The sequence below is a fragment of the Mycobacterium ahvazicum genome (assembly GCF_900176255.2).
Classification (GTDB): domain Bacteria; phylum Actinomycetota; class Actinomycetes; order Mycobacteriales; family Mycobacteriaceae; genus Mycobacterium; species Mycobacterium ahvazicum.
The window spans coordinates 1,395,350-1,410,318 of the sequence record NZ_FXEG02000002.1; the positions used below are offsets into that span (position 1 = coordinate 1,395,350).

Annotated in this window: 17 protein-coding genes; 5 read left to right on the top strand and 12 right to left on the bottom strand. The window is 68.4% G+C overall.

All coding sequences use genetic code 11. The annotated features are described in order from the left end of the window. The first annotated feature begins 12 nt into the window (after positions 1–12). The 5 genes from MAAFP003_RS08795 to MAAFP003_RS08815 all read left to right on the top strand — a co-directional run bounded on the left by MAAFP003_RS08795 (position 13) and on the right by MAAFP003_RS08815 (position 4,475). Entirely contained in the window at positions 13–597 is a 585-nt protein-coding gene (locus tag MAAFP003_RS08795; protein WP_096290989.1) for a DUF1707 SHOCT-like domain-containing protein, read from the top strand. A gap of 62 nt (positions 598–659) precedes the next feature. Next, positions 660–1,517 (top strand): type I methionyl aminopeptidase, encoded by an 858-nt coding sequence (gene map, locus MAAFP003_RS08800; RefSeq protein WP_096286148.1) that lies wholly within the window; start codon positions 660–662, stop codon positions 1,515–1,517. 14 nt (positions 1,518–1,531) lie between these two features. Continuing rightward, complete coding sequence (locus MAAFP003_RS08805; protein WP_096286150.1) at positions 1,532–3,031, top strand: cobyric acid synthase; 1,500 nt, start codon at positions 1,532–1,534, stop codon at positions 3,029–3,031. A gap of 77 nt (positions 3,032–3,108) precedes the next feature. Next, complete coding sequence (locus MAAFP003_RS08810) at positions 3,109–3,663, top strand: alpha/beta hydrolase (RefSeq protein WP_096286152.1); 555 nt, start codon at positions 3,109–3,111, stop codon at positions 3,661–3,663. Positions 3,664–3,743: 80 nt separating this feature from the next. After that, positions 3,744–4,475, top strand: a complete 732-nt coding sequence (locus MAAFP003_RS08815) for a gamma-glutamyl-gamma-aminobutyrate hydrolase family protein (protein ID WP_096286154.1) — start codon at positions 3,744–3,746, stop codon at positions 4,473–4,475. On the opposite strand, the gene MAAFP003_RS08820 is transcribed toward MAAFP003_RS08815, so the two are convergent. The 12 genes from MAAFP003_RS08820 to MAAFP003_RS08875 form a co-directional block, all read right to left on the bottom strand. Continuing rightward, positions 4,472–5,398, bottom strand: coding sequence for a PPE domain-containing protein (locus tag MAAFP003_RS08820; protein WP_096286156.1), 927 nt, complete (start codon positions 5,396–5,398; stop codon positions 4,472–4,474). The two genes, MAAFP003_RS08815 and MAAFP003_RS08820, sit on opposite strands and share 4 nt — an antisense overlap. Before the next feature lie 139 nt (positions 5,399–5,537). Next, entirely contained in the window at positions 5,538–5,888 is a 351-nt protein-coding gene (locus MAAFP003_RS29380; RefSeq protein WP_133160834.1) for a hypothetical protein, read from the bottom strand. Positions 5,889–6,068: 180 nt separating this feature from the next. Beyond that, positions 6,069–7,214: an alkaline phosphatase family protein gene (locus tag MAAFP003_RS08830; RefSeq protein WP_096286160.1), complete on the bottom strand. Its 1,146-nt coding sequence runs from the start codon at positions 7,212–7,214 to the stop codon at positions 6,069–6,071. An 18-nt stretch (positions 7,215–7,232) separates the two neighbouring features. Next, positions 7,233–7,964 carry a DUF6390 family protein gene (locus tag MAAFP003_RS08835; protein ID WP_279304389.1) on the bottom strand — a complete coding sequence of 244 codons (732 nt, stop codon included), beginning with the start codon at positions 7,962–7,964 and terminating at the stop codon, positions 7,233–7,235. Next, positions 7,961–9,091, bottom strand: coding sequence for a hydrogenase formation protein HypD (hypD, locus tag MAAFP003_RS08840; RefSeq protein WP_096286164.1), 1,131 nt, complete (start codon positions 9,089–9,091; stop codon positions 7,961–7,963). The genes MAAFP003_RS08835 and hypD overlap by 4 nt, the downstream gene beginning before the upstream one ends. A gap of 13 nt (positions 9,092–9,104) precedes the next feature. Further along, the gene (locus MAAFP003_RS08845) at positions 9,105–9,377 is read right to left on the bottom strand and encodes a HypC/HybG/HupF family hydrogenase formation chaperone (RefSeq protein WP_096286166.1); all 273 of its coding nucleotides are present in this window, start codon (positions 9,375–9,377) and stop codon (positions 9,105–9,107) included. 19 nt (positions 9,378–9,396) lie between these two features. Beyond that, positions 9,397–10,497: a hydrogenase expression/formation protein HypE gene (gene hypE / locus MAAFP003_RS08850; RefSeq protein WP_096286168.1), complete on the bottom strand. Its 1,101-nt coding sequence runs from the start codon at positions 10,495–10,497 to the stop codon at positions 9,397–9,399. After that, positions 10,494–11,162, bottom strand: coding sequence for a D-sedoheptulose-7-phosphate isomerase (locus MAAFP003_RS08855; RefSeq protein WP_096286170.1), 669 nt, complete (start codon positions 11,160–11,162; stop codon positions 10,494–10,496). Before MAAFP003_RS08855 ends, hypE begins: the two co-directional genes overlap by 4 nt. Continuing rightward, positions 11,159–11,887, bottom strand: a complete 729-nt coding sequence (locus MAAFP003_RS08860; protein WP_096286172.1) for a HypC/HybG/HupF family hydrogenase formation chaperone — start codon at positions 11,885–11,887, stop codon at positions 11,159–11,161. Before MAAFP003_RS08860 ends, MAAFP003_RS08855 begins: the two co-directional genes overlap by 4 nt. Next, on the bottom strand, positions 11,884–14,220 hold the full coding sequence (gene hypF, locus MAAFP003_RS08865; RefSeq protein ID WP_207768490.1) for a carbamoyltransferase HypF: 2,337 nt from the start codon (positions 14,218–14,220) through the stop codon (positions 11,884–11,886). The genes MAAFP003_RS08860 and hypF overlap by 4 nt, the downstream gene beginning before the upstream one ends. A gap of 1 nt (position 14,221) precedes the next feature. Beyond that, positions 14,222–14,470, bottom strand: a complete 249-nt coding sequence (locus MAAFP003_RS08870; RefSeq protein WP_096286174.1) for a HypC/HybG/HupF family hydrogenase formation chaperone — start codon at positions 14,468–14,470, stop codon at positions 14,222–14,224. Between the two features lies 1 nt (position 14,471). Next, positions 14,472–14,969 (bottom strand): hydrogenase maturation protease, encoded by a 498-nt coding sequence (locus tag MAAFP003_RS08875; protein ID WP_096286176.1) that lies wholly within the window; start codon positions 14,967–14,969, stop codon positions 14,472–14,474.

Here is a 14,969-nt window from a genome sequence, read left to right on the forward strand (position 1 = left end):
TACATTGCGGGCATGACGGATAGCGGCGGGGACATGGTGACGCTGCGCGTCTCCGATGCGGACCGCAACGGCACGATGCGGCGACTGCACAATGCGGTTGCGCTCGGCCTGATCGATATCGACGAATTCGAGCAGCGCTCGTCGCGGGTGTCCTACGCGCGCACCCAGGGCGAGCTGGACGGCCTGGTCGGCGACCTGCCCGGGCCGGGCGCGATCGTCACCTCGGCGGCGGATCGGATCGAGCTGCGGGGCTGGGCCGGCTCGCTGCGCCGGCACGGCGAATGGACGGTGCCCACCCGGTTGGCGTTGGTGCGGCGCCTCGGTTCGGTCAAACTCGAGCTCACCAAGGCCCGGTTCGCCGGCCCGGTGGTGGTCGTCGAGCTCGACGTGCGGTTCGGCTCGGTCGACATCTGGCTGCCGGAGGGCGCCAGCGCCTCGATCGACGACGTCGAGGTGTACGTCGGCAGTGCTCGCGACCGTCGCAAGGATGCGCCCGGCGAGGGCAGGCCGCATGTAGTGCTGACCGGCCGGGTGGTGTGCGGCTCGGTGACCATTCACGGCCCCCGCCGCTCGCTGCTGCACCGCCGCAAGCCCTGATGCCGGCGCCGGCGGCTCTGCAGGCACACCCAAGCCCGCTGCCTGCGATTAAGCTAGCGAGCATGTCTGTTCGCACCGCGCTTTCGCCCGGAGTGTTGTCCCCGACGCTGCCGGTGCCCAACCGCATCCCGCGGCCGGAGTACGCGTGGCAGCCCACCGCCAAGGAGGGCACCGAGCCGTGGGTGCAGACGCCTGAGGTGATCGAGAAGATGCGCGTCGCGGGCCGGATTGCGGCCGGTGCGCTGGAGGAGGCGGGCAAGGCGGTCGCGCCCGGCGTGACGACCGACGAGCTGGACCGCATCGCGCACGAGTACATGGTGGACAACGGCGCCTATCCGTCGACCCTGGGCTATAAGGGCTACCCCAAGTCCTGCTGCACCTCGCTCAACGAGGTGATCTGCCACGGCATCCCCGACTCGACGGTGGTCGAAGACGGCGACATCGTCAACATCGACGTCACCGCCTACATCGACGGCGTGCACGGCGACACCAACGCGACGTTTCTGGCCGGCGACGTGTCCGAGGAACACCGGTTGCTGGTCGAGCGGACACGTGAGGCGACGATGCGGGCGATCAACGCCGTCAAACCCGGACGCGCGCTGTCCGTCGTCGGACGCGTCATCGAGGCATACGCAAACCGGTTCGGGTACAACGTGGTTCGCGACTTCACCGGTCACGGCATCGGCACCACGTTTCACAACGGGCTGGTCGTGCTGCACTACGACCAGCCGTCGGTCACCACCGAGATCCAACCGGGAATGACGTTCACGATCGAACCGATGATCAATCTCGGCTCGCTGGACTACGAGATCTGGGACGACGGCTGGACCGTGGTCACCAAGGATCGAAAGTGGACCGCACAGTTCGAGCACACCCTGCTGGTCACCGACACCGGTGCCGAAATCCTGACCCAGGTATAGCAAGCCGTGAGCGCTTGAACGGCGCGCTGCTGGTCGCGGGTACCAGCTCCGATGCCGGCAAATCGGTGGTCGTCGCGGGCCTGTGCCGGCTGCTGGCCCGCACCGGGGTCAGGGTCGCGCCGTTCAAGGCGCAGAACATGTCCAACAATTCCGCGGTCACCGTCGAGGGCGGCGAAATCGGCCGGGCCCAGGCCATTCAGGCCCGGGCGGCGGGACTGCAGCCCAGCGTGCGGTTCAACCCGATCCTGCTCAAGCCGGGCAGCGACCGGACGTCGCAGCTGGTGATCCGGGGGCGTGTTGCCGAATCAGTGACTGCGGCAAGCTATTTCGAGCATCGCGACCGGCTCGCGGAAGTCGTCGCCGACGAGCTGGCTTCGCTGCGTGATGAATTCGACGTGGTGATCTGTGAAGGGGCCGGATCACCATCCGAAATAAACTTGCGTGCAACGGATTTGGCGAACATGGGTCTGGCCCGGGCCGCGAACCTGCCCGTCGTCGTGGTCGGCGACATCGACCGCGGCGGTGTGCTGGCGCATCTGTTCGGCACCCTCGCCGTGCTCGACCCCGACGACCAGGCACTGATCGCGGGCTTCATCGTCAACAAGTTTCGCGGCGACCCCGCGCTGCTGGAGCCCGGACTGCGGCAACTCCTCGACCTGACCGGCCGCCCGACCTACGGGGTGTTGCCCTACGCCGACGACCTCTGGCTGGATGCCGAGGACTCGCTGTCGGTGCTCGCACATCGCGTCATCGGCAGGCCGGCGCCGCCGCGCGGTGACGAGTGGCTCCAGGTCGCCGCCGTCCGGCTGCCGCGGATCTCCAACTCGACCGACATCGAGGCGCTGGCCTGCGAGCCCGGTGTGCTGGTGCGCTGGACCAGCGACCCGGCCGACCTCGCCGACGCCGACCTGGTGGTGCTTCCCGGGAGCAAGGCGACCGTCGCCGATCTGCACTGGCTACGCGACCAGGGCCTGGCCGCCGCGATCACCGAGCACGCCGGGGCCGGCAAGCCGTTGTTGGGGATTTGCGGGGGATTCCAGATGCTGTGCCGGCGCATCCAGGACACGGTGGAATCCGGTAGCGGGGAAGTGGCGGGGCTCGGGCTGCTGGACGCCGACATCGTGTTCGCGCAAGCCAAGGTGCTGCGGCGCTGGGAGCGGCCGCTCGCCGGCTACGAAATCCACCATGGCCGGCTGGCCCGTTACCGCAACGAGCCGTGGTTCCAGGCGGGCGACGATCTGCACGGCCTGGCCCACGGCGCGGTCTTCGGCACGCATTGGCACGGCCTACTGGACAACGACGACTTTCGCCGCGACTGGCTGACCGAGGTGGCCGCGGCCGCCGGACGGACAAGGTTCGTCGTCGCCGACGACACCGACGTCGCGGCGCGACGCGACGCCCAACTGGACGCGGCCGCCGAATTGCTGGCGTCGCACCTCGACATGGACGCTGTCCTCGGCCTGCTCGACGGCCCGCCGCCGCGGCCACAGCTCGTGAGCCGGCTGCGGCCGTAGCGCCCGCGGCTCGCGCTGGCGCCGGGAGAAACCTCGCGCGGTGCCAATATTGGCTGTAGCGTGCGTAAGTGCCCTCGATGATGACCACGCTCGACGGGTTTCCCGTCCCGGTGGGCGTGTCCGGTCCGGAGAAGGGTGTCGTCGTCGTCATCCTCTGCGATGAACAGCGAGAGTTAGCCGCATATGACGCGGTCTGTGAGCGCCTCCACACCGCGTCGCTGCGCACCATCGTCATCGGCCTCGACCCGCGGTTGACCCCGAAGTCGGTGATCGGCATCCTCGACGGCCTGGGTATCGGCTGGGCCGTCGTGGTGGGAGACCGCGCCGGCGGCGACATCGCCTGGGAGCTCGCGGCGACCAAGTTGGGCCGGTTCGTCGGGCTGGTCGTCGTGGATCGCGGGCATCCGTGCGTGGCCGACGTCAACGGCGTGGTCCGCGACGAGCACTGTCCTCCGGTCGAGATCGGCACCACGGTGCTGGTCAGTACGCCGGGCGGACGGACGGTCGCCCGCAACAGCCAGCGGTTCGTGTACGCCGACTACCGCAGCGTGGACATGCTCGGACGGCGCAACGCCCAGGAGTCGACCGCCCAATTGGCGGCCGAGATCGTCTTGCGTACCAGCACCTGGTAGGACTGTCCGGCCGGCATACGTTTGGCGACAGCGTGGTCGCGTAGTCAAGGAAAGGACGCCGCGGCGTGAACGCCTCTGGAATGCGTCGGCCGGTCATCGGCCTGACCAGCTATCTCGAGCAAGTGCAGTCCGACGGCTGGGACATCCCGGCGGGATATCTGGGCGCCAACTACTTCGAGGGCGTCATCAAGGCGGGCGGCATCGCGGTGCTGCTGCCGCCCCAGCCGGCGGATCCCGGGGTCGCCGAGAGCGTGCTCGACCACCTCGACGGGCTGATCGTCACCGGGGGATACGACGTCGACCCGGCCGCCTATGGCCAGCAACCGCATCCGAAGACCGACGCGCCCCGCACGGTCCGCGACCAGTTTGAGTTCGCGCTGTTGCGGGCCGCACTGGACCGCGGCCTTCCGGTGCTGGGCATCTGCCGCGGCACGCAGATGCTCAATGTCGCATTCGGTGGAACCCTGCATCAGCATCTGCCCGACGTGCTCGGCCACCGCGGGCATCACGCGGGCTATGGGCGCTTCACCAAGTTGCCGGTCACCACGGTTGCCGGGACCAGGCTCGCCGAGCTACTCGGCGAGTCCGCCTACGCCTGGTGCTACCACCACCAGGCCGTCGACAAGGTCGGTGACGGCCTGATCGTCAGTGCCTGGGACGCTGACGGCGTCGTCGAGGGGCTGGAGGTACCCGGGGACAACTTCGTGGTCTCCGTGCAGTGGCATCCCGAGCAGTTCCTCGAGGATCTGCGGCTGTTTACGGCGATCGTCGACGCCGCGAGCTCCTACGCGTCCGGCACGAGGGTCGCCTAACGGGTCTGTGGCCATTGCGGCGGTTCACCGTTGTTGACCAAATGCATTGGTTCGTAACCCCACTCGCGTTGCGGGGGTGGCGTCTGGGCCAGCCAGCCTTGCGGCACGGTCAGCATCCCGACCGATGCCGCGCGCCCGAAGTCCGCCGCCCGAGCGCGGATCGGTAACCCGGACAACAACGTCGCCGCTCTTTGCAGTGCCGCGTTCTTGTTCCGCGAATTCAGGTGGTTGATCGCGAAGTCCGACGGCGCACACAGTGAGCCAAGGTTCGACAGCGACGCGGTCACCGGCGAGAGGAACGTGTCGAAAACCGTCGAGGGCTTTCCGGACGACGTAGCCAGTGCATCGAGAGCGTCGGGTATCGCCGAGATCACCTGGCGGCCAGCCGAGATGACGACCGGCGCGTGCGGCGTGCGGCTGTCCTGGTCGGGATCCACACCGGCCAGTGGCGGCGACGCGAACGGCGTCACCGCCGCGGCGTCGGCGCAGGCCTGCGCGTAGGTGTGCATCGCGTCGACGTCCTGGGCCCACATCTGGTCGTAGTCGCTCTCGGCGTCCGCGATGGCCGCACTCGCCTGGCCCAGACAGTTCGTCTCGGCCAGCCACGTCCACAGCATGCGGTTGGCCTGGACTGCCGCAGGGGCCACCGTCGCCGCCAGCGCCAACTCGTAGGCATTCGCGGCCGAGGTAGCCCGGGCGGCCGTCTGCTCGGCTTGTGCCGCAACGTCGTTCAGCCATTGGGCGTGGGTGGTCATCACGGGCTCCGCGGTCGACGAATTATATTGTGCCGCAGCGTTATATAGGCGATCAGCGAGCACGCTCCATGCCGTGGCGGCATCCGTCATCGATCGTGAGCCGGGGCCCGAATGCAGCAGCCCCGAGTTGATTTCGGGCGGTAGAGTTGCGAAATCCATTGCAAACATGGACGTTCCCTTCAAGACATAGATGCGAACAAGAACGCCGCCACGGACGCTCGCGTTTCGCTCCTGCGGAAGTTGTAATAGGCCTCACAACGCATCTCACGGTCGAAAGTGAGGCGGGCCACAGCCTGGTGCTGTCCGCTCAGCGGCGAGCAACGCAGAGCAGCGCCAATATCTCCTGCTTGTCGCATTCGGGTGCGGGGGTGCCGGCGGACACGCCGCCGATGCGAAAACCGGTGCCGGGAAAAGAAACCGGCAGCACGGACAGTAACGAGTGCGCCGATATGCGCGTCCAGACGTCCGGGCGGTCGTGCGTCATCCACATGCTGTGGAACGGTTTCTTGTTCACCGGGGACGCATCCCATGAACTGGCCTGTTGCAGGTGGATCGCCGCGAAGAATGCGCTATCGGATTGCGGATGACCGGAATTCGGTGTCGAGTGCGACCACGCCGCGGGCTCGGGCAGGGTGGCCGCCGAAAATTGGGACCGCAACGCAGAACCGGCGATGAGGCTGGCAAACAGACTCAGCGCCGCGATAACGGCGATGGCCGCCTGCCGCCGCCGAGTGTGACTTGCGCACCGGACGTTCACAGTGGCCCGACTGTACAGGACGAAGCTGGTCGTCGGCGGTCGCCAGCTGTGAGGTGGATCGGAGTCTGTTGTGCATTTCGCTCATAGGGCGAAAACGATGAGCGGTATCGCCATTTCGACCGCGGTGGCCCCGCCGTGAAACCCGATGAGGCGGGCCGCCTCGGCAGGCTCGCGCTTGGTGGCCAGCACCGCGGTGTCGCCGGGGCAGATCACAACGACGTCGCCGATGCGCGCCAGATGCCCCGGATCGACCGGCCCGAACATCCCGGTGGCCACCGCCTGGTCGCGACTGTAAACCTGGGCCCGGCCGTCCAGCAGCGCGCTCCAGGTGGCCTGCACATCGACCGCGGCGCCCGGCTCGGTGTGCAGGTAGCGCACCCGCGGTTCACCCGCGACCACCCGGATGCCCGCACTCAGCCGGGCGTCGGTGTCCATGTCGACGCGGGCCTGCGGCGGCACGTTGAGGCCGCCGTGATCGGCGGTCACCAGCAGCGCGGCGTTGGCCGGCAGGGCATCGACCAGGCGTGTCAGCAGCGCGTCGACCCCTGCGGCCGCGTCATGCCACTGCGGCGATCCGATGCCGAACACGTGCGCGGCGGTGTCCAGTTCGGCGGTGTAGCCGTAGACCAGGCCGGGTGCCGCGCGCAGCTCGTCGATGACCAGCTGGGCGTAGTCGTCGCCGGGGTTGCTGGGCCGAAAGTCGGCGCCGCGATACGCCGAATCCGTCAGTCCGCTGCCCACGAACAACGCCGGCAGCACCGCCCGCGCGGCGACCCCGCATCGGTGCAGCCGCTCGAACCAGGTGGGCAACGGCTGCCACTGCGCCGGCGGCGGGGCCCAGGGTGAATCCGAGCGCCAGTAGATGTGGGTCAGCACCCGCTCGGTGCCCGGGACGTTGAGGGTGAAGCCGAGGATGCCGTGTTCGCCGGGCTGCGCGCCGGTGCCCAGCGACACCAGGCTGCTCGGCGTGGTCGACGGGAAGGTGCACGTGAGTTGGGTCATCCGCCCCGCCCCGCCGGCCAGCACCGAGGCCAGCAGCGGCGCGCTGCCCGCCAACTCCGGTAGCAGGTGCCAGCCCAGTCCGTCCACCAGCACGACGGCGATTCGATCAACCTGCCCGGCAACCGATTCGGTGACCGCCAACCGGTCGACGGCATCCGGCACGCCGAGCAGTGCGGCCGCCGCCGGCAGCACATCGCACAGGGAGCCGGGCGTGGGAGCAGACATGGCCCCAGTCTGGCACGGCTAAACGTGGGCCAGCCGTTGACTGGTCACCCGCAGTTGCCGGTCCGTGCTCTGCGCCAGCGCGCGCTGCTGCTGCGGGTCCAGCCGGCCACACAGCCGGCCCCAGTGCACCGCGACCTCGTCACCGACGGCCACGTCGGGCACCGCGCTGTACCCGTCGGCCCAGATGTCGAGCAATCGCAGCGACGGCTCGCCCAGTGTGAGCGCCCGCCCATCGTAGATCAGCCGCCGGCAGCTCACCTCGACGTCGTCACCGGTTCGGGAAACGACTGTGCCCCAGGTGATTCGGCAGTTGTCCAACACACCTAGCGGATGTTCGTCCATGCCGCGGCCGAGAAATCGTGTCCACGGGTACACGCCGAACACATGGAAGCAGTGGTTGCCGGCCGCTTCGCGCGACAGCTCCGGTGTCAGGTGTGACCAGTAGCGCCCGGCCTGCGGGCCGATGATCGCCAGCAACGCGTCGTAGAAGTCCCGCGCATCGATGCCGGCGCCGATTCCGCCGCCGAGCCAATACGATTCGACCAGGCGGTGATCCAGCGGATCGGCGATACCCGCCAGCGCGGCCAGCACCCGCAGATACGGCCAGGCCCCGGAGAACTTCGACGCCGCGGCGCGCACATCGGCTACCGAGCCGGCACGCAGCGTGGCGCCCAGCGGTGGCCCGCAGTAGCCCAGTGCGTTGGGTGCATACGCGTAGCGGGCGAACATCTCGACGCCCCTCTGATTCAAGACCGCGCCACCAATTTGACGGCGTCACGGTGCATGCGGCCGAAGTTGTAATAGGCCGCGCAGGCCCCCTCGGGCGACACCATGCACGTTCCGATCGGCGTCTCCGGCGTGCACGCCGTGCCGAAAACCTTGCACTCCCAAGGCTTCAGCACACCCTTGAGCACCTCGCCGCATTGACAAGCCTTCGGGTCGGCGACCCGCACACCGGGCATCGCGAACCGCAGCTCGGCGTCGAACTCCGCGAAGTCGTCGTGCAGCCGCAGTGCGCTTTGCGAAATGAAGCCCAGCCCTCGCCATTCGAAATGCGGGCGTAGCGCGAACACCGCGCCCAGCAGCGCCAGCGCGGCCGGGTTGCCGTGCTCGGGCACCACCCGCTTGTACTGGTTCTCCACCTCGCAGCGGCCCTCGCGGATCTGACGCAGCAGCATCGCGACCGCGGCCAGGATGTCCAGGGGCTCGAATCCAGCCACCACCAACGGCTTTCGATACACATCGGGGACGAATCGATACGGCCGGTTGCCGACCACCGTCGACACGTGACCGGGACCGATGAATCCCGACAGCCGCAGATCCGGCGATTCCAGGATCGCCTTGATCGGCGGCACGATCGTGACGTGGTTGCAGAACACGGAGAAGTTCGGCAGCCCCAGCTCGCGTGCCCGCACCAGTGTGACCGCGGTGGACGGCGCGGTGGTTTCAAAGCCGATCGCGAAGAACACGACGTGGCGGTCCGGGTTGTCCATCGCGACCTTGCACGCGTCCAGCGGTGAATAGACGAAACGCACGTCGGCGCCCCGGGCCTTGGCGTCCAACAGGCTTCCGTTCGAACCGGGCACCCGCATCATGTCGCCGAAGCAGGTGAAGATCACATCGGGCTGACCGGCCAGCCACATCGCGTCGTCGATGCGGCCCATCGGGATCACGCAGACCGGACAGCCCGGGCCGTGCACCAATTCGACGTTGTCGGGCAACAGATGCTCGATGCCGTGCCGATAGATGGTGTGGGTGTGCCCGCCGCACACCTCCATGAACTTGAACTGCTCAGCACCGCTGCCGGCCAGGTGCTCGATCGCGCCCAGCAGCTTGCGGGCCGCGGCCGGATCGCGGAATTCGTCAACGAATTTCATTGCCGTCCCCCTTTCAGACGATGGCCGACGAGTCGAAGGCTTCCATTTCGGTGGTGTAGGCCTCGCCGAGCTTTTTGATCGCGGCCAAGGTGAGCAGCGCCTCGGTTTCGTCGATCTTGGCCATCGCGAACCCGACGTGGACCAGCACCCACTCGTCGGGCTCGGGCATGTCGTCCTCCAGCAGGCGCACGCTGATGTTGCGCTGCACGCCGCTGACGTCGACCTTCGCTAAATAGTTTGCGGGGTCGGTGATTTCAACGATCCGGCCCGGAATTCCGAGGCACATGTCAGCGAGCTCCTTTTCGTCAGCAGATTCTTGGTAACGGATCCCCGACGAGCATGTCGACGATGCGGGTCCCGCCGAATCCGGTGCGCAGTACCACGGCGTCCGCGGGTTCGGTGACGATTTCCCCGACCTGCGCCGCCTGCGTGCCGAGCGGGTGCGACCGCAACGCGGCCAGGCCGGCTTCGGCCTCCTGCGGCGCGACGACGGCGACGAACTTGCCCTCGTTGGCGACATAGAGCGGATCGATGCCGAGCAACTCGCACGCGCCATTGACGTGTGCCTGCAACGGGAGTCGCTGCTCGTCGAGCACCACCCCGAGACCGCAGGCCTGGGCCAGTTCGTTGCATACCGTGCCGACGCCGCCGCGGGTGGCGTCGCGCAGCCAGCGAGTGGCGGGTGCCGCGGCCATCAGCAATTCGACCAGCGGGCTGACGCAGGCGGTGTCGGAGGCGATGTCGGCCTCGATGGCCAGGTCGCCGCGGGCCAGCATGACGGCCATGCCGTGGTCGCCCATCGACCCGGACAGCAGCAGTTTGTCGCCGACGCGCACCGAATCCGCCGACAGGGTGCGCCCGGCCGGGATGACGCCGGCCCCCGCGGTGGTGATGAACAGCCCGTCGGCCGCGCCTCTGGGCACCACCTTGGTGTCGCCGGTGACGATCTGCACACCGGCCTTGGCGGCGGCCGCGGCCATATCGGCGGCGATCTCTTTCAACTCGGCGATCGCAAAGCCCTCTTCGAGCACGAACGCCGCCGATATCCAGGCCGGCACGGCACCGGTCATCGCCAGGTCATTGCAGGTGCCATTGACGGCGAGCTCACCGACGGAGCCGCCCGGAAAACGCCTGGGCTGCACCACAAACGAGTCGGTGGACATCGCCAGTCGCTCGCCGCCGGGCAACGTGAGCACCGCGCCGTCGCCGAGTGACTCCAGCGCCGGGTTGCGAAACGCCTCCATGAACACCGCGTCGAGCAGTGCCGCCGACGCTTTGCCGCCGGCGCCATGCGCCAGCGTCACGTGGTCGTCGAGTAACCGGGGGCGGCGCCGGCGGAACGACTCGACCCGCTCGATCACCTCACCCTCGGCGAAGCGCGGTCCCGACGAAAGATACTTGTTCATGCGGCCCCCACACCTTGGTCGCCGGACCGTTCGTGAACAGCTAGCCACAGTTGATAGCCCAGCAGCGCTTGAGATTCCTGGATCCGGTGCACACTTTGTGATCGAACGACGAAGCAGGCGTTCACATTTGGATTGTTCACGAAGGCACCGCCGTCGTAACCGGCGAAACCGATGGTGTACAGGCCGCGTTGGTGCGCCTCGGCCAGCGCGGTGAGCAGATTCGGCGAGTTGCCGCTGGTCGACATCGCGACGGCGATGTCACCGGCGTTGGCGCGGGCGATCAGCTGACGGGCGAATACCAGCTCGAACCCGACATCGTTGCCCAGCGCCGTCACGATGGCCTGGTCGGCGGTCAACGACCAGGCCGGCAGCGACGTGCCGATCGGCGGCCGGGCGAACAAGGTGGCAAGGGTCGTGGAATCGGTGCAGCGGCCGCCGTTTCCGAAGGTGAACATCCGCCCGCCCGCGGCGAACCGGCGTGCCGTCTCGGTGGCGGCCACCTGCAGCAGCTCGGCGTTGGCGTCCAGCGTGGCGCGCCGCAAGGCCAGGCTTTCGGCCGCTTTCGCCCGCGCCGACGCGGCCAGGTCGGCGAGCAGCGAGGTGGGGTCGTCCTCCTGCGCGTCGATGAACGGATAGAGAAAGTTGGTGGGTTCGTCGCGGCTCATCGCGTGTCCTCGATTCGGCTGATCGCGGTGCCGGCATGCACGAGCACCAGATCGCCGGTGGCAACGGGACCCACGAGCGTGGTCACGACGTTCTCGACGCCGCGTGCGGTGCGCACGGTGGCCGTCTCGTCGGCGGCGGCGGCCCTCACCTCGCCCAGGCGGCCCTCGTCGCCGCACGTCACGCAGACGTCTTCGGCGCATTCGGGTTTGAGCAGTCCGGCGTGCTCGAAGCAGACGTGCGTGAGCTCCCACAGCAGGTGATAGAACAACACGAAGCCACCGGTCGCGGGCACCCGCGGATCCGGATCGTCCAGCCACAGCACGTGATCGGCCATCCCCGCCTGCGGTCGTTCGCCGCTGCCGATCCACAGCGTGGTGGCACCCCATGCGGGGCCGCGTCGCATCACCGAGCAGACGTCCGCGTCCCGCGCACCGGAGACCGCGATCACGATGTCGCCGGGGCGCACCGAAACCCGCACCAAATCAACCAGATCGGGCCCGGTGAGTGCGACAGCGGGCAATGCTCGTTTCCCCACGATCACCGGATGGACGAACTCGACCGCGATGTGCAGCGCATGCGGCTCCCAGGACGGGGCGATGGACCACATGGTGGCACCGGCGGCGAACCGCTTGGCCAGCGTGAAGGCCGCGGCGGCCAGGTCAGTGGCCAGATCCGAGGCCAGTTCGGCGCCGAGCCCGCGGTCGATCGCCGTGAACGTCGTCATGACATCTCCTCGAGTGCGGTGAGCATCGAGATCGCGGCCTGGCCCAACGCCAGCCCGCCGTCGTTGGGCGGAACGGTGTGATGGGTCAGCACCTCAAAACCATTGTGCTGCAGCAGCTCACGACAAGCGCGCAAGAGCAGCACATTCTGGAAAACACCGCCGGTCAGGCCCACCAGCCGGATCGGGCCGGCCACCTGCGCGACCACCTTGGCGACCGCGACCGCGATGGCCCGGTGAAACGCGGCCGCCAGCAGCGCCGCCGATGTGCCCGCGTAGAGTGCCGACACCATGGTCTGCACGCAGGTGGCCGGGTCGATCACCCCGTCGGCCCGCACGGTCAGCGGCAGCGCGGGACCGGGGCCCGCGGCGCGCTCGGCCAGCGCCTCCAGCTCGATGGCGGCCTGGCCTTCGTAGTCGATACGGTGCCGCACCCCCAACAGCGAGGCGATCGCGTCGAACAATCGGCCCATGCTGGAACACCGCACACATCCGGTGCTGCTCTCCAATTGCGAACGGGTGAGCCGCAATTCCTCCGCCGAAGCCGCGGCGACCGGCGCCAGTTGCGGGGTCCAGTCGATGCCGGCCATCCACAACTGGGACAGCGCGATGCGCCACGGGTTGCGAACGGCGGCGTCGCCGCCCGGCAGCGGCACCGGCAACAGATGGCCGGCCCGCACGAAGCGGTGGCTGTCGCGACCGAGGACAAGGATCTCCCCGCCCCAGATCGTGTCGTCACAACCGTACCCGGTGCCGTCGAAGGCGACGCCGACCACGGGTTCACCGAGGCGGCCGTGTTCGGCCAGCAGCGAGACCACATGCGCGTGATGGTGCTGGACGAGATCCAGAGGTCGATCACCGGCGCGACGCTCGGCCCAGCTGCGGGTGTGATACCCCGGGTGTAAGTCGGCAGCCAATCGGGCTGGTTCACAATGGAGTTCGCTGAGTTGATGCACCGCACGCTCGAACGCCCGCAGCGTCTCCCAGCTGGCCATGTCGCCGATGTGGCCGGACAGGTAGGCGTGCGAACCGTCGGCGAGGCAGAACGTGTTCTTCAGCTCGCCGCCCACCGCGAGCACCGCCGGGCCGTGGCGGCCCAGATCGATCGGCAGTGGGGCAAAACCGCGCGACCGTCGGATCGGGAGCTCCCTACCGTCGACCACGCGCACCACCGAGTCGTCACACGGCACGTGGATGGGCCGGTCGTGGTCGAGGATCGCGTCGCAGAGTCCCGGGAGCCGGGACACGACATCGTCGTCGGTGAAGCAGATGGGTTCCTCGGTCCGGTTGGCGCTGGTGAACACCAGCGCATCGGGTGCGGAAGTCAGCAGCAGATGGTGGACGGGGGAGTACGGCAGCATCAGCCCCAGCAGCGGGCTGCCGGGGGCAACGGCCGCAGCGACCGGCGCGTCCGGGCGGCGCCGCAACAACACGATCGGGCGCGCGGGACTCGACAGCACTGCGGCCTCGTCGTCGTCGATCTCGGCGTAGCGGCGCGCGACATCCACGTCGCGGACCAGCATGGCGAACGGCTTGGCGCCGCGGGCTTTTCGTGCCCGCAATGCCCCGACGGCCGTTTCGTCGTCGACGGCACAGGCCAGGTGGTAGCCGCCGATGCCCTTGATGGCGACCACCGCGCCCGCCGTCAGCGCCCGTTGGGCGGCCGCCAGCGCCGCATCCGACCCCGTGACCCGCCCGTCCTGCGCGCACAACCACAGCGAGGGACCGCATTCGGGGCAGGCGATCGGCTGGGCGTGGAACCGGCGATTCGCGGGATCGTGGTATTCGGCCGCACATCGCGCGCACATCGGAAACGCGGCCATCGTGGTGGCTGGGCGGTCGTACGGTAATTCGCGGATGATGGTGAACCGCGGTCCACAGTTGGTGCACGTGACGAACGGGTGGCGGTAGCGCCGATCGTGGGGGTCGAACAGTTCGGCGACACAGTCGTCGCACACCGCGATGTCGGGCGGAATCGGGGTGGTGGCACCGGTGATCGTCCGACTCGCCACGATCCGGAACTCGTGCCCGCAACTGGTATCCGCGGTCAGGTCCGCCACGCCGACGGCGGCGATGCGGGCCAGCGGCGGGGCCTGGTCACGTAGCCGGTGACCGAACTCCGCCACGCGTGCCGGCTCGCCCTGCACCTCGAGAAATACCGCGCCGGAGTCGTTTCCGACGAAGCCGGCCAGGCCGAGCTCGCCGGCGATCCGGTGCACGAACGGCCGGAAGCCGACCCCTTGAACGACACCGGTCACAGTGAAGCGCCGCCGCACCTGCGGGTGGGAGACGTCGGACCGAAGCAGCGGGGGCCCCGACAAGGAGAAGCCGGTCATCTCAACCGCCCTCCGGGCCGCCGCGGCCCATCAGTTCCAGACCGGCCATCGCCTGCTCGGCGCCGGCGCGATCGGTCTTCTCGACCACGAAGCCCATGTGGATGATCACCCAGTCGCCGCGCTCGAATGTCTCTTCGGGCAGCATGCCGACGTTGACCTTGCGCTGCTCGCCGGTGACCTCGACCAGCGCCAGCTGGCCCTCGTAACCGTCCAGCATCCTGATCACCTGACCGGGAATCCCCAAACACATCTCAGCACTCCTCGCGCACCGCGCAGGCCGTCGGGGTCTGCAGCGCGGCGACGATCTCCTCGATCGCATGAACGGCCCGCGGAACGGCTTTGGCGACCGGTTCGGTGAGACCGATGCCCTCTTCGACGCAGCCGGCCTCACACCCGACCACCACCGTGTACGGCGGATTGCCGCCGAGCGCGCGCAGGCTGGCGAACACCGCGGCCGGGTCCATGCTGTGGCCATCGAAACCGACTGTGGTGCAAGTGGAGTCATGGTCAGCCTGGAACACGTGCAGGGTTCCCGGGTGGCCGCGGCTGGGTACCGCATCGACGAGGACCAGCGTGTCCCAGTCCTCGAGCAGGTCATACGCGAGGTGCATGCCCGCGATGCCGTAGTCGGTCACGCGGACACTGTGATTGTGGTGTGGCAGCGCGGCGTTGCGGACTACTTCGGAACCGAATCCGTCGTCGCCCAGGAAGATGTTGCCGATCCCGGCCACCAGGATGCGCGCGGTCAT

Excerpts from the sequence above, each read along its gene's own strand:
- MAAFP003_RS08820 (WP_096286156.1), bottom strand. The coding sequence starts at position 5,398 with ATGTTTGCAATGGATTTCGCAACTCTACCGCCCGAAATCAACTCGGGG.
- MAAFP003_RS08795 (WP_096290989.1), top strand. The coding sequence starts at position 13 with ATGACGGATAGCGGCGGGGACATGGTGACGCTGCGCGTCTCCGATGCG.
- MAAFP003_RS08810 (WP_096286152.1), top strand. The coding sequence starts at position 3,109 with ATGATGACCACGCTCGACGGGTTTCCCGTCCCGGTGGGCGTGTCCGGT.
- MAAFP003_RS08860 (WP_096286172.1), bottom strand. The coding sequence starts at position 11,887 with ATGACGACGTTCACGGCGATCGACCGCGGGCTCGGCGCCGAACTGGCC.
- MAAFP003_RS08870 (WP_096286174.1), bottom strand. The coding sequence starts at position 14,470 with ATGTGTTTGGGGATTCCCGGTCAGGTGATCAGGATGCTGGACGGTTAC.
- map (WP_096286148.1), top strand. The coding sequence starts at position 660 with ATGTCTGTTCGCACCGCGCTTTCGCCCGGAGTGTTGTCCCCGACGCTG.
- MAAFP003_RS08815 (WP_096286154.1), top strand. The coding sequence starts at position 3,744 with ATGCGTCGGCCGGTCATCGGCCTGACCAGCTATCTCGAGCAAGTGCAG.
- MAAFP003_RS08875 (WP_096286176.1), bottom strand. The coding sequence starts at position 14,969 with ATGACCGCGCGCATCCTGGTGGCCGGGATCGGCAACATCTTCCTGGGC.
- MAAFP003_RS08845 (WP_096286166.1), bottom strand. The coding sequence starts at position 9,377 with ATGTGCCTCGGAATTCCGGGCCGGATCGTTGAAATCACCGACCCCGCA.
- MAAFP003_RS08830 (WP_096286160.1), bottom strand. The coding sequence starts at position 7,214 with ATGTCTGCTCCCACGCCCGGCTCCCTGTGCGATGTGCTGCCGGCGGCG.
- MAAFP003_RS08855 (WP_096286170.1), bottom strand. The coding sequence starts at position 11,162 with ATGAGCCGCGACGAACCCACCAACTTTCTCTATCCGTTCATCGACGCG.
- hypF (WP_207768490.1), bottom strand. The coding sequence starts at position 14,220 with ATGACCGGCTTCTCCTTGTCGGGGCCCCCGCTGCTTCGGTCCGACGTC.
- hypD (WP_096286164.1), bottom strand. The coding sequence starts at position 9,091 with ATGAAATTCGTTGACGAATTCCGCGATCCGGCCGCGGCCCGCAAGCTG.
- hypE (WP_096286168.1), bottom strand. The coding sequence starts at position 10,497 with ATGAACAAGTATCTTTCGTCGGGACCGCGCTTCGCCGAGGGTGAGGTG.